A 13,207-nucleotide genomic window follows, 5' to 3' on the forward strand; every position below is an offset into this window, starting at 1 on the left:
GATTTTCCCTAGCCCCGAGTCCCCAGTCCCTAGTCTCTGCCTTAAACAACATGGCATTGCTGCAAATCGCCGAACCGGGGCAATCGGCCGCCCCCCACGAACATCGTCTTGCCGTCGGCATCGATCTGGGTACCACCAACTCCCTGGTGGCCACGGTGCGCAGCGGCATGGCCGCGGTGCTCAAGGATGAACAGGGGCGCTCCCTGCTGCCTTCCGTGGTGCGCTACGAAGCCGACGGCGGCGTGGTGGTGGGCTACGACGCCCAGGCCCGCCAGGCCAAGGACCCGAAGAACACCATTGTTTCCGTCAAGCGTTTCATGGGCCGGGGTCGCAAGGACATCGCCCACATCGAGTCCATGCCCTACGATTTCGTTGATGCACCGGGCATGGTCAAATTGCGCACCCACCAGGGCGTGAAGAGCCCGGTGGAAATCTCCGCCGACATCCTGCGGGTGTTGCGTCAGCGGGCCGAGTCCGCCCTCGGCGGCGAGCTCACCGGCGCCGTCATCACCGTGCCCGCCTATTTCGACGACGCCCAGCGCCAGGCCACCAAGGATGCGGCCAAGCTGGCCGGCCTCAACGTGCTGCGCCTGCTCAACGAACCTACCGCCGCCGCCATCGCCTATGGCCTGGACAACGGTGCTGAGGGCATCTACGCCGTGTACGACCTGGGCGGCGGCACCTTCGACATTTCCATCCTGCGCCTGTCCAAGGGCGTGTTCGAGGTGCTGTCCACCGGCGGCGACTCCGCTCTGGGCGGCGACGACTTCGACCAACGGGTGTTTTGCTGGATCATCGAACAGGCCAAGCTGGCCCCCCTGTCGCCCCAGGATGCCCGCCTGTTGCTAACCAAGGCCCGCGAGGCCAAGGAAACTCTGACCAATCGCGCCGAGGCGCCGATCACCGTCAAGCTCGGCAGCAATGAATACGTGGACCTGGTGCTGACCACCGAGATTTTCACCGAGATCACCCGCACCCTGGTGCAAAAAACCCTGGCGCCGGTCAAGAAGGCCTTGCGTGACGCCGGCCTGGGCGTGGATGAAGTGAAGGGCGTGGTCATGGTGGGCGGCTCCACCCGCATGCCGCAGATCCAGCGTGCCGTGGCCGAGTACTTCGGCCAGGACCCCCTCAACAATCTGGATCCAGACAAGGTGGTGGCTCTCGGTGCCGCCACCCAGGCCAACCTGCTGGCGGGCAACCGGGCGGCGGGAGACGACTGGCTGCTGTTGGATGTGATTCCCCTCAGCCTGGGCCTGGAAACCATGGGCGGCCTGGTGGAAAAAATCATCCCGCGCAACTCCACCATTCCCGTGGCCCGCGCCCAGGACTTCACCACCTTCAAGGACGGCCAGACCGCCATGGCGGTGCACGTGGTGCAGGGCGAGCGCGAACTGGTGTCCGACTGCCGCAGCTTGGCCCGTTTCGAACTGCGCGGCATGCCTGCCATGGTGGCCGGCGCGGCGCGCATCCGGGTTACCTTCCAGGTGGATGCCGACGGCTTGCTGTCCGTCTCGGCCCGCGAGCAGACCATGGGCGTCGAGGCCCACGTGGAGGTCAAGCCCAGCTACGGCCTGTCCGACGACGAAATCGCCGCCATGCTCAAGGACGGCATGAGCCACGCCGCCGACGATGCCTTCCGCCGCGCCTTGCGCGAGGCCCAGGTCGAGGCTCAGCGCCTGATCGAGGCCACCCAGTCCGCCCTCAAGGAGGACGCCCATTTGCTCGACGATGCCGAACGCAAGGGCGTCGATGCCGCCATCACCAAGCTTCAGTCCGTCATGATCGGCGATGATCGCCGCGCCGTCGACGAAGCCATGAGCGCCCTGTCCAAGGCCACCGAGGAATTCGCCGCCCGCCGCATGAACCAAAGCGTGCAGCGGGCCCTGGCGGGCAAGAACGTCACCGAACTGTAAGGCAAGGAAATCCCGCCATGACCCAAATCATCGTCCTCCCCCACTGGGAGTTGTGTCCCGATGGCGCCGTCATCGACGCCGCGCCGGGCACCACCATCTGCAACGCCCTGCTGGAAAACGACATCCACATCGAGCATGCCTGTGAGCAGTCCTGCGCCTGCACCACCTGTCACGTGGTCGTGCGCGAGGGCTACAACTCCCTGACCCCGGCCGAGGAAACCGAGGACGACCTGCTGGACAAGGCCTGGGGCCTGGAGCCCCAATCCCGCCTATCCTGCCAGGCCGTGGTGGCCGAGACCCCGCTCACTATCGAGATTCCCAAATACACCATCAACATGGCGAAGGAAGGAGGGGGACGGAAATGAAATGGACCGACACCCTGGACGTTACCCTGGCTCTGATCGAGGCCCATCCCGAAGCGGACCCGACCAAGATCAATTTCGTTGACCTGATGAACTGGGTCATGGCCCTGCCCGAGTTCAACGACGACCCCAAGCACTGCGGCGAAAAAATCCTCGAAGCCATCCAGCAGACCTGGATCGACGAACTGGAATAGCCCGAAAACGGCTCGGTTATTGCATCGCAAGGGCGATTCGGCGAATCGCCCTTTTTCTTGTTACCTTTACGCCATGAACAAGCACGACCATTCCCTCTGGAACCACGACCACCAATTCGTCGGCGATACGGTGGCTGCCGAGCGCAGCACCCGTCGGGTGCTGATCATCACCCTGGTGATGATGGCGGTGGAAATCGCCGCCGGTTGGGCCTTCAATTCCATGGCGTTGCTGGCGGACGGCTGGCACATGAGCTCCCATGCCCTGGCCATCGGCCTGTCGGCCTTCGCCTATGCCGCCGCCCGGCGCTACGCCCGGGACCAGCGCTTTGCCTTCGGCACCTGGAAGATCGAGGTACTGGCGGGTTTCGTCAGCGCCCTGTTCCTGTTGCTGGTGGCGGCGGCCATGGTATGGGGTTCGGTGGAGCGCCTGCTGGTGCCAGAGCCCATCCATTTCGGCGAAGCTATCGTGGTGGCGGTGATCGGCTTGGTGGTCAACCTGGTCTGTGCCCTGATCCTGAATGGCGGCGGTCATCATCACGGTCACGATCATGGGCATGATCATAGTCACGACCACCATGGCAGTCATCACCATGGCGATCTCAACCTCAAAGCCGCCTATCTGCACGTGCTGGCCGATGCCGCCACTTCGGTGCTGGCCATCGCCGCCCTGGGGGCGGGCATGGCCTGGGGCTGGACCTGGCTCGACCCGGTGATGGGGCTGGTGGGAGCGGTGCTGGTGGCGGTCTGGGCCAAGGGACTGCTGCTGGAAACGGGGCGGGTGTTGCTGGACTGCGAAATGGACACCCCCCTGGTGGCCGAAATCCGGGAGTCCGTCGCCAATCATCCGGGCTGGGTCGGGGTGGAGGTGGCCGATTTGCACGTGTGGCGGGTGGGGCGCGGCCACTATGCGGCCATCCTCGGCCTTATCAGCCACGGCGTCACCATCAGTCCCGACGAGGTGCGCCAGCGTTTGGCCGAGCATGAGGAACTGGTGCACCTGTCGGTGGAAGTGAACTACTGCGCCCATTCCTAAGGGGTTTTCCCCGCGCTGGAGCCGGGTCAGGTTCCGTATACTCCCTTCATAAGTTTGCCCTTCCAGCGCTGAAGGGCCGTTCAGGGGAGATTCATGGCAGCCATCGTCTGGGACCCGCATTACAACACCGGCTTGTCCGAGGTGGACGAGCAGCATCGGGCATTGGTGGCTCTGATCAACGAGTTGGGCACCCTGCTGGCTGCTGGCGACGGTAGCGAGGAGCGGCTGCAATGGGTGTTTCGCCAACTGGCCGAGCATTCCCTGCGCCACTTTGCCGATGAGGAGCAGTTGATGGTGGAGGCAGGTCTCGACCCCCGTTATCGGGAAAGCCACCACCGCCACCACGCGGCGTTCGCCGAGCAGGCGATGCAGATGTGGCAGTCCCGTGAATCCATGCGCCATCCGGCGGACAGCATTCAGGGCTTCCTGGCGGCCTGGCTCTCCTTCCATATCCTGGGCGAGGACCAGGTGATGGCGCGGCAAATTGCCCGCATCCGGCGCGGGGAGTCGCCGACGGCGGCCTATGAGGCCGAGGCCGGCCAGCAGGATGGCGCCACGTCCGCCCTGTTGCAGGCCCTGCAAAGTCTTTACCAGGTGCTGTCGCTGCAAAACCAGGACTTGATCCGGGGCAATGCCCATCTGGAAGCAATGGTGGCCGAGCGCACCCGCGACCTGGCGGCGGTCAATGCCCGGCTCCAGGCCGAACAGCAGGAACTGCGCAACACCTTGAGCAAGATGGAGCAAACCCAGAGCCGGCTGTTGCAGGCGGAAAAAATGGCCTCCATCGGCCAATTGGCGGCGGGGGTGGCTCATGAGATCAACAACCCCATCGGGTTCGTCACTTCCAATCTGGGCACCCTGGGCACTTATGTGCAGCGCCTGCTACATCTGCTCGACGCCATGGAGGAAGGGCGGGCCACGGAGGACATGCGACGGGAGATGGACCTGGACTTCCTGCGTCAGGACATTGCCGATCTGCTGCGGGAATCCCAGGACGGCCTGGACCGGGTGCGCAAGATCGTCGTCAGCCTGAAGGATTTTTCCCACGTGGACGAGGCCCAATGGCAGATGGCCGATCTCAACAAGGGCATGGAAAGCACCTTGAGCGTGGTCTGGAACGAGCTCAAGTACAAGGCCGAGGTGGTCCGCGATTACGGCGATTTACCCCTGGTGCGCTGCATGCCCGCCCAGCTGAACCAGGTGTTCATGAACCTGCTGGTCAATGCCGCCCAGTCCATCGACGATCATGGCCACATCGCCGTGCGTAGCGGTCTCGATGGTGCGTGGGTGTGGGTGGAGGTGGAGGACTCCGGCAAGGGCATGACGCCGGAAGTCCAGCAGCGGGTGTTCGAGCCCTTCTTCACCACCAAGCCGGTGGGCAAGGGCACGGGCCTGGGCTTGTCCATTTCCTATGACATCGTGCACAAGCACGGTGGGCACTTCGAGTTGGAAAGCGCACCGGGCAAGGGCTCCCGTTTCCGGCTCTGGTTGCCGGTGGCCGGTCCGGCCACGGGATCCACCCGGGAGGAGACCGCGCCATGACCCTGGATGACGCCTTCTTCCGCCAATTGGCGGACCAAAGCGGTTTCGGCATGATCGTCACCGACGTTGACGGTCGTATCCGTTATGCCAATCGTCGTCGCCAGGAAGCTTCCGGCTACAGTGCCGAGGAATTGATCGGCGAGACGCCGCGCATTTTCCACTCGGGCCTGACCGCCGCGATCACCTTTCAGGAGATGTGGACCGCGATCCTGGCGGGGCGTAGCTGGAAGGGCGAGGTTTTCAACCGCCGCAAGAGCGGCGACATCGTGCGCGAGTCCTTGTTCATCCAGCCCCTGGACGATGGTCAGGGGCGCCTGCTCGGATTCAGCGCCATCATCGACGAGGCCTTTTCCCTCTGGGAGGGCACCGGCGAGCATCCGCGTACCGCGATTTTCGATGCCCTGACCGGCTTGCCCAGCATGCCGTCCATGATGGAGCGCCTGGGCGCCCTGTTGCGCGGCTTCCAGCCGGTGAGTCGGGGCTTTGCCCTGCTCTCGGTGGATCTGGACGGTTTCGTCCGGCTCACCGAGTCCCTTGGTCGGCGGGTCACCGATCAGATCCTGGTCGAAGTGGCGGAGCGTATCCACCGCGCCGTGCGCCACGACGACGCCGTGGGCCGGGTGGAGGGCGACGAATTCATCGTGGTGTTGCCGGGCAACCACGTCGATCCCCTGGCCAGCGCCGAGACCGCCAGCCGCTTGTTGGCGGAGATCAGCGCGCCGATGACCGTGGCCGGCCATGCCTTCGTTCTCACCGCCAGCATCGGCATCGCCCGTTATCCCCTCGACGGCGTCGACGCCGAGCACCTGTTGGCCAATGCCGCCCTGGCCATGCTGGCGGCCAAGGGCGAGGGGGGCAACCGCTACCGCTACTACGATCCCGCCATGGGCGACCAGGCCCTGGATACGCTGACCCTGCCCCTGGAACTACGGCGCGACATCGAGCACCAGGAGTTGGTGCTGCTCTACCAGCCCAAGGTGAGCCTGCACGATGGCGAAATCGTCGGCTTCGAAGCCCTGGTGCGCTGGAACCATCCGCAAAAGGGCTTGATCCCGCCACCGCGCTTCATCGGCGTGGCGGAGGAAACCGGCCTCATCGTGCCCCTCAGCGAATGGGTGCTGCGGGCCGCGTTGAATCAGCTGAAGGCGTGGCACGCGGCCGGCTGGCAACGGCTGCAACTGTCCATCAACTTGTCGGTGCGCAATCTCTACCAGATCGATCTGCCGGGGTTGATGGCCCAACTGCTGGCGGAAACCGGCGTGGAGCCCCGTCATGTGGAGCTGGAGTTGGGCGAGAGCGCGATGATGCGGGACGCCACCCGCTCGATCCTGATGGTGGACCGACTGCGGGCCCTCGGCGTGCAACTGTCCCTGGATGGCTTCGGCACCGGTTACTCTTCCCTGGCGCACCTGACCCGCTTCGACGTGGACCGCCTGAAGATCGACCGGCTGTTCATCGAGGACGTTGCGACCAACCCCACCAATGCCTCCATTGTGTCGGCCATGATCGCCATGGCTCACAAGCTGGGCAAGAAAACCGTGGCCATGGGGGTGGAGGACGAGGCCCAGTTGCGCTTTTTGCGGCGCCAGGAGTGCGACGAGGTCCAGGGTTATTTGTTCAGCCCGCCCTGTAGCGCCGACGAGGCGGCCGCCATGATGCGCGACGGCAAGCGCCTGCGCCTGTCCGCGCCGGAGGCCCATTTGCCGGCATTGCTGCTGGTGGACGATGAACCGAATGTGCTTAGCGCTCTGCGTCGTTTGTTGCGCCGGGAGAACTACCGGGTGCTGACGGCCGCCAGCGGCGCGGAAGCCTTGGAGATCCTGGCCCGGGAGCCGGTCTGGGTGGTGATTTCGGACGAACGCATGCCGGGCATGAGCGGCATCGAGTTGATGAGCCGGGTACGCAGTCTTTACCCCAACACGATACGCATCATCCTCTCGGGCTATACGGAGTTGGCCACGGTCACCGATGCCATCAATCGGGGCGCGGTGTGGAAGTACCTGACCAAGCCCTGGGACGACGAGGCGCTGAAGGAAACCATCCGCCAGGCGTTTTTCCAACTGGCGCCGCCGGACTGAGGATGGGCGGCCGCGACCCGTCGCCGCTCAATCCGCCAGGCCGACGTCCTTGTCCCGCAGCATTTGCGCCAGCAGGCGATTTTCCAGGGTGAAGCGACGATGTTGCAGGGCCTGGGCGACGCTGCCCTCCAGTTCGAAGTCCAGCCAGGGCTTGCCCACGTAGCTGAAGATGTGGGCCAGGTCGAGGGCGTTCACCAGGCTTTCTGTGTTCATTTCGCCGCTGATCAGGATGCGTTCGCAATCGGGTTGTTTCTCGGCGAAGGCTTGCAGCAGGGCGATGCCATCCATTTCCGGCATGCGGTAATCGGCAATGATGCAGGAGAAACTCACGTCGTCGGCCATGCGTAGCGCCTGGCGCGGCGAGGTGCAGGTGTGGAGGCCGAGCTTGTCGGCGGTCAGCGTGGCGGGACGGTGGTGGGTCAGCTCCTCGCGCACGGTGACGAACAGGTCGTCCATGGGCGAGTGCAGGGTCAGGTCCCGCACCAGGGCGCTGAGCATCGCCGGCTCGTCGTCCACGATCAGGACCAGATCCTTGTCCTGGGCCGCGTCGGCAGCCGGGTTCAGACCCTGCCGGCGCAGTACGTCCGCCAGGCGCTGGTTTTCCTGCTGGGCCTGGTAGAGACGCAGCGCCTGGAAGATGGAGCTTTTGAGGAAGTACTCGGTCCAGGGCTTGGGAATGAAACGGTAGATGTGGGTTTCATTGATCATCCGCGTCAGGGCGGCGAAGTCCGTCTGGCCGCTGATCACCAGACGCGGGCAGTCCGGTTGCAGCTCGGCGTAGGCCTTGAGGAAGCTCAGGCCATCCATGACCGGCATGCGGTAGTCGGCGATGACCAGGTCGAAGGTCTTTTCCTTGGCTCGGGCCAGGGCTTGCAGCGGATCGGTGAACCCTTCCACCAGCAGGGGCTGGCGCTCGAAGCGGGTGGCCCGGATTTCCCGTTGCAGGGCGTGCACAACGCCGGGTTCGTCGTCGACGATCAGCAGGGTACGGCTTTTTTCAGGGGCGGGCGTGGTTGGATTCATGGCCGGTGCCCTACCGAGGACGATAGGGCGCGGGAAGGAAGGGTTGAATGTATAGATTTGAAGATAAGCGCCTGGCATGGCTTTGTAAAGCCGGGGGAAAGGGCGCTTTCGGCCACAGTTCATGGCCTAGGTGGGGGCTTTTGTCCGGTCTTCAATCCCGGTTGGGCGGGGATAACGCCGGGTCGTAGATGCGGTATTGATTGCGGCCGCCTTCCTTGGCGGCGTACATGGCGGTGTCGGCCTTGCGCATCAGGTCCTGGGCTTCGACCCCGTGTTGCGGGTAAAGGGCGATGCCGAGACTGGCGGAAATAGACAGGGAAAGGTCGTTGACCGGAATCGGGTGACAAAGGGCCTTGAGGATTTTTCCCGCCACCCGCAGGGCGCCGTGGATCGAGGTCAGCTCGGACAGGACGATGATGAACTCGTCGCCGCCTTGGCGCGACACGGTATCCATGCCGCGCACACATTGGCCGAGGAGCCGGGCGACGGTTTTGAGCAGTTCGTCCCCAACTTCGTGGCCGTGGGTGTCGTTGATGATTTTGAACCGGTCCAGGTCGAGGAAAATCACGCCGACCATCTGTTGGTTACGGCGGGCCTGGACCAGGGCCTGGTTGAGGCGGTCCAGCAGCAGGCGGCGGTTGGGCAGGTTGGTCAGGGTGTCGTAGTAGGCCAGTTGGCGGATCTGGTCCTGGGCCTGTTTGCGCTCGGTGATGTCCTCCACCTGGACGTCGAAGCATTGGGGCACGCCCAGGGTGTCCCGCAGCAGCGAGGCGGTGATCTGCACCCAGACCAATTGGCCGTCTTGACGCAGGTAGCGCCGCTCCTGCTGGAGCACCGCCAGTTCCCCCGTCATGAGCCGGCGCCGGTTGGCGATGTCGACGGCGATTTCGTCGGGATGGGTGATGTCCTCAAAGGCCAGGGATTCAAGCAGGGGGCGGGGGTAGCCGAGGATGGTGCAGAGCGCCTGGTTGACCTTGAGCAGATGGCCGTCCAGGGAAACGATGGCCATGCCGATGGGGGCGAATTCCATGAAGTCGCGGAAGCGCTTTTCACTTTCCCGTAGGGCAACTTCCTTTTGCTTGCGTTCGGAAATGTCGGTGAACAGACCGATGAACTGGCTGATGCGGCCGGCGGCGTCGCGGATGACCGAGACGTTGATCCAGGCTGGAAAGACGTCACCGTTCTTGCGCCGGCTCCAGATCTCGCCGGTCCAGGTGGCACGGCCGTCGAAACTGGCGATGATGATGCCGAAATGGTCTTCCCGTTCCTGGTCCGGGCTGAGGATCAGGGGCGGCTTGCCCTTGGCCTCCGCCTCCTGGTAGCCGGTGATGGCGCAATAGGCCGGATTGGCGGCCTGGATGCGACCCTGGTCGTCGGCGATGAAAATGGCCTCGGAGGTGTTGGCGTAGATCTTGGCAAACTGGGCGTTCTGCTGGATCAGGTCGAACTGGCGGAAGGCGTCGCGCACGTTCTCCAGCAGCAACTGGTTGTCCCAGGGCTTGTGCAGGAATTTGTACACGTTGCCGCGATTGATGGCGTCGGTGATGGTTTCGATGTCGGCGTAGCCGCTGAGCACCATGCGCACGCTGTCGGGGTAGCGCCGCTTGGCCTCGGTAAGGAATTCGACGCCGGACATGCCCGGCATGCGCTGGTCCGACAGCAGGACCTGGGCGCTGTGCTGCTCGAGCAGTTGCAGGGCCTCTTCGCCGCTGGCGGCGGTGAGCAGTTCGTAGCCCTCGTCGCGGAAAAGGCGCAGCAGGGAGTGGAGCAGGGCGGGTTCGTCGTCCACCAGCAACAGCGTTCTGTTCATCGGTGACCTTCGTCTATCGATGGCCATAGGATAAAGCATCCGTCTCCGGCCACGGCGAATTCCGCTGCTTGCCCGACAACGGCCCTGTTCGGGTTGGTGGAGCGTGACTGGGAACTCAGGCGCGTGGGCGGAAGGCGGCGGCGGCCCGGTCGCGCAGCCCCTTGAGCCGGTGCACCTGTTCCTTGGGGATATGGATGCTGCCCGCTTCGTCCTTGTCGCCGTAGATCAGGGCCACCGGCTTGCCCTTGACCACCAGGGGGAAGAGGACGAAGGTCTTGGCCGGCATGGCGCGGCGGAACCAGTCGGGAATCTTGTCGGCGATGTTGGGATCGTCGGTGTTGTCGATCAGGATGTCGGCCCCTTTTTTCAGGGACAGATGGAACACGTCGGGACTGTAGGCGGTGGAAAAACGGAAGCGCTGGCGGAGTTCGCGGCCCTCCATGCCGAAGCCGATGCGGGCCACCATGTGCTCGGCCTTGGCGTCCTTGAGGCAGAGCAGTACCCGTTGGAAGCCCAGGGCCCGGTACAGGGTCTCCAGCATGATGGCGAGGATGTCGTTGGGCGTGGCGTTTTCCGCCAGGGAATTGTCCATGTCCCGGCCGCCAGCCTCCAGCAGGGCATCCATGGCCGGCGTCTCGGCGTTAGGGGCGTCTTCATCGACCGCCGGCGGCGGGGCGACGGTGGTCTCGTCCCTGCTGAAACGATCCAGTTGCTGGGCGAAGTCGCTTTGCGTCAGGTCGATACCGAGAATGGCGGCGATCTGGGCCAGGTCCTCGGCGGACTTGCCGACCAGGGCGCGGATGCGGGCGGCGGGCAGGTTCAGGTTCTCGGCGTAGCGGTCGGCCAGGGCGGCAAGGTCGCTGGCCCAGGCGGCGCTGTCGCCGGCGGCGATGAGCTGGCTGGCGTCCTGGGCGAAGGCGACGATGACCCGCAGGATTTCCTCCCGTGTGGCCGCCAGGGGGATGTAGCCCTCCGGCAGTCGGTGCATGCTGTAGCGGATGGCGGCGGAAAAACCCCAGGTCTGGGAAGCCTTGAGCCCCAGGGCTTCATAGCTCATGCCCAGCACCTGGGCCGAGGCGGTGGCTTCGTCCAGCCCCTGGCCCGCCATCAATGCATTGACGGCTTCGGCCTTGTCGGGGAAGTGGAGCCAGATCAGCATTTCTCCCAGGCCGTGGAACAGGGCGCCGGTGAAGGCCTCGTCGGCCTCGGGGGGAGCGATGCTGTGGCTCAGGTCCCGGGCCAGCAATCCGGCCAGGGTGGCCTTCAGGTAGGCCTCGGTCAATTGGCGACCGTGGGGTTTGCCCTGAAGGCTTTCCGCCAGCAACACGGTGATGGCCAGGTTGCGCAGGGCGTCCAGGCCCAGTAGTACCGCCGCCCGGGAGAGGGTGCCGATGGCGCCATCGGCGGTCTTGGGGCCGTAAACCAGATTGGCCAGCTGCACCACCTTGTCGGTCAGGGCCGGTGTTTGCAGCACGGTATTGGTGAGCTGGGTGACGGCCTCCTGTTCCGTGGGCGCGCTTTGGTTGATGGCCGTGATGGTGCCGGCCAGGGCGTCGTCGGCGCTGCCGATCTGGGCCAGCACGGTGGCGGCCACGCTGGGCACCTCGTTGTCCGCCTCGGGGGATTCGGCCAGATAGCGATCCAGGGCGGCCACCACCTCGTCCATGTCGGCATAACGCTGGGCCGGATCCCGGGCGCAGCAGCGGCGGGCGATGTCCGCCAGGGCAGGGTCCAATTGGGGCGGCGGCAGGACGTCCTCGTTCATGATCCGGTGCAGCATCGGCCCCACCGAGTCCCCGCTGACGAGGGGGTGGCCCTGGATCGCTTCCATCAGGATCAGGCCCAGGGCGTAAATGTCCCCGGCGGGGGCAACGGTCTTGTGTTGGATGTATTCCGGCGCCAGGTAGGCCGGCGTGCCGAGCAGGCCCTGCTGGATGATGTCGGCCAGTTCGTCCACCCGGGGTGGGCAGGCGAAGTCCATCACCCGGGGGCTGCCGTCTTCCGTCAGGCGGATGTTGGCGGGGGTCAGGTTGCGGTGCACGATGCCGGCGTGGTGGGCTACGGCCAGGGCCTCGGCCACGCCACGCGCGAGCCGGGCGGCGCGTTGGCACGGCCAGGGGCCGGCCTGGGTCAGGCTGTCCGCCAGGGAAGGCCCCGGCGCGTATTCCTGCACCAGGTAGGGCAATCCACCGTGCTCGCCGCATTCGTACAGGGGCACGATGCGGGGGTGGCGCAGGGCGACGACTTGCGCGGCGGAGGCGAGCAGTTGCGGATTGAGTTGACGCCGATCGGCCGGCGGATAGTGCACGACCTTGATCGCCACCTCCCGCCCTTCCTTGGGGTCCCAGGCCAGCTCCACCTCGCTCTGGATGCCACGCCCCACTTCCCGACGAAGCTCGAAACGGCCCAGGGCGCGGGGGGGCGTCATGGCGCTGGACGGCTAGTCGACGAAGGCGTCCACCAGTCGGTGGGCGAGGGTGATGGTGGCGATGCCCAGGCCGATCAGCACCACCTGCTGCACGGTGGCTTTCAGTTCGGCCCGTTTATGCAGCCCGGGAATCAGGTCGGCCACGGCCACGTAGATCATGCTGGCGGCGGCCAGGGAGAGCATCACCGGCACCACGCCCGTGACGGCGGACAGGGCGTAGTAGGACAGCAGGCCGCCCACCAGGGTGGCGAAGCTGGACAGCAGGTTCAGGGCCAGGGCCTTGCGCCGGCTGTAGCCGGAGTGGAGCAGGATGAGGAAGTCGCCAACTTCCTGGGGGATTTCGTGGGCGATGATGGCCAGGGCGGTGACCGCGCCGAGCTTCACGTCCTCCATGAAGGCAGCGGCGATGAGCACGCCGTCCACGAAGTTGTGGAAGGTGTCGCCGATGGTGATCAGCAGGCCGCTGCGGCCGTGGTCGTGGCCGTGGTGGCTGTGGCCGTGGTGGTCATGGCCGGATTGGGGTTCGTGGCCCTCGCAGGCTTCGAAGTGGCAATGGCGCCAGAGCACCAGTTTTTCCAGGATGAAAAAGCCGAGGATGCCGGCCAGCACCAGGGCCGCGCTTTGGGTCGCGTCGCCGCTGGCGGTGAGGGCATGGGGCAGGACTTCGAGGAAGGAGGCGCCGAGCAGGGCGCCCACCGCGTAGCTGACCAGCATGGGGATCCAGGCGGCCCGGGCGGAAAAGGCGAACACGGCGGCTGCCAGGACGCTGAAGGCGCCGCCGGCGAGGGCGCTGAAGACGATCCATTGCAAGGTGGACATAAGGA

At 65.1% G+C, this 13,207-nt stretch carries 10 protein-coding genes; 6 read left to right on the forward strand and 4 right to left on the reverse strand.

Annotated elements, in window-relative coordinates:
- The first annotated feature begins 50 nt into the window (after positions 1–50).
- The 6 genes from hscA to ACYQ2U_RS04145 all read left to right on the forward strand — a co-directional run bounded on the left by hscA (position 51) and on the right by ACYQ2U_RS04145 (position 7,122).
- On the forward strand, positions 51–1,913 hold the full coding sequence (hscA, locus tag ACYQ2U_RS04120) for a Fe-S protein assembly chaperone HscA (RefSeq protein ID WP_459949057.1): 1,863 nt from the start codon (positions 51–53) through the stop codon (positions 1,911–1,913).
- Between the two features lie 17 nt (positions 1,914–1,930).
- Positions 1,931–2,278: an ISC system 2Fe-2S type ferredoxin gene (fdx, locus tag ACYQ2U_RS04125; protein WP_459949058.1), complete on the forward strand. Its 348-nt coding sequence runs from the start codon at positions 1,931–1,933 to the stop codon at positions 2,276–2,278.
- Positions 2,275–2,469 (forward strand): Fe-S cluster assembly protein IscX, encoded by a 195-nt coding sequence (gene iscX / locus ACYQ2U_RS04130; RefSeq protein ID WP_459949059.1) that lies wholly within the window; start codon positions 2,275–2,277, stop codon positions 2,467–2,469. The genes fdx and iscX overlap by 4 nt, the downstream gene beginning before the upstream one ends.
- Positions 2,470–2,542: 73 nt before the next feature.
- Positions 2,543–3,502 (forward strand): CDF family Co(II)/Ni(II) efflux transporter DmeF, encoded by a 960-nt coding sequence (gene dmeF, locus ACYQ2U_RS04135; RefSeq protein WP_459949060.1) that lies wholly within the window; start codon positions 2,543–2,545, stop codon positions 3,500–3,502.
- 93 nt (positions 3,503–3,595) lie between these two features.
- Positions 3,596–5,044, forward strand: coding sequence for an ATP-binding protein (locus ACYQ2U_RS04140; RefSeq protein ID WP_459949061.1), 1,449 nt, complete (start codon positions 3,596–3,598; stop codon positions 5,042–5,044).
- Positions 5,041–7,122: an EAL domain-containing protein gene (locus tag ACYQ2U_RS04145; protein ID WP_459949062.1), complete on the forward strand. Its 2,082-nt coding sequence runs from the start codon at positions 5,041–5,043 to the stop codon at positions 7,120–7,122. Before ACYQ2U_RS04140 ends, ACYQ2U_RS04145 begins: the two co-directional genes overlap by 4 nt.
- Before the next feature lie 27 nt (positions 7,123–7,149).
- Here the strand turns inward: ACYQ2U_RS04145 and ACYQ2U_RS04150 are convergent, their stop codons facing one another.
- The 4 genes from ACYQ2U_RS04150 to ACYQ2U_RS04165 form a co-directional block, all read right to left on the reverse strand.
- Positions 7,150–8,145, reverse strand: a complete 996-nt coding sequence (locus tag ACYQ2U_RS04150) for a response regulator (protein ID WP_459949063.1) — start codon at positions 8,143–8,145, stop codon at positions 7,150–7,152.
- Positions 8,146–8,296: 151 nt separating this feature from the next.
- The gene (locus tag ACYQ2U_RS04155; protein ID WP_459949064.1) at positions 8,297–9,955 is read right to left on the reverse strand and encodes a two-component system response regulator; all 1,659 of its coding nucleotides are present in this window, start codon (positions 9,953–9,955) and stop codon (positions 8,297–8,299) included.
- A 115-nt stretch (positions 9,956–10,070) separates the two neighbouring features.
- A complete protein-coding gene (locus tag ACYQ2U_RS04160) occupies positions 10,071–12,383 on the reverse strand; it encodes a protein kinase domain-containing protein (protein WP_459949065.1) in 2,313 nt (770 codons plus the stop codon).
- 12 nt (positions 12,384–12,395) lie between these two features.
- Positions 12,396–13,202, reverse strand: coding sequence for a ZIP family metal transporter (locus tag ACYQ2U_RS04165; RefSeq protein WP_459949066.1), 807 nt, complete (start codon positions 13,200–13,202; stop codon positions 12,396–12,398).
- Positions 13,203–13,207: the final 5 nt, after the last annotated feature.

Source organism: Denitratisoma sp. agr-D3, assembly GCF_054658675.1.

Coding starts and splice junctions, on each gene's coding strand:
- iscX (WP_459949059.1), top strand. CDS start 2,275: ATGAAATGGACCGACACCCTGGACGTTACCCTGGCTCTGATCGAGGCC.
- hscA (WP_459949057.1), top strand. CDS start 51: ATGGCATTGCTGCAAATCGCCGAACCGGGGCAATCGGCCGCCCCCCAC.
- dmeF (WP_459949060.1), top strand. CDS start 2,543: ATGAACAAGCACGACCATTCCCTCTGGAACCACGACCACCAATTCGTC.
- ACYQ2U_RS04150 (WP_459949063.1), bottom strand. CDS start 8,145: ATGAATCCAACCACGCCCGCCCCTGAAAAAAGCCGTACCCTGCTGATC.
- fdx (WP_459949058.1), top strand. CDS start 1,931: ATGACCCAAATCATCGTCCTCCCCCACTGGGAGTTGTGTCCCGATGGC.
- ACYQ2U_RS04155 (WP_459949064.1), bottom strand. CDS start 9,955: ATGAACAGAACGCTGTTGCTGGTGGACGACGAACCCGCCCTGCTCCAC.
- ACYQ2U_RS04140 (WP_459949061.1), top strand. CDS start 3,596: ATGGCAGCCATCGTCTGGGACCCGCATTACAACACCGGCTTGTCCGAG.
- ACYQ2U_RS04165 (WP_459949066.1), bottom strand. CDS start 13,202: ATGTCCACCTTGCAATGGATCGTCTTCAGCGCCCTCGCCGGCGGCGCC.
- ACYQ2U_RS04145 (WP_459949062.1), top strand. CDS start 5,041: ATGACCCTGGATGACGCCTTCTTCCGCCAATTGGCGGACCAAAGCGGT.
- ACYQ2U_RS04160 (WP_459949065.1), bottom strand. CDS start 12,383: ATGACGCCCCCCCGCGCCCTGGGCCGTTTCGAGCTTCGTCGGGAAGTG.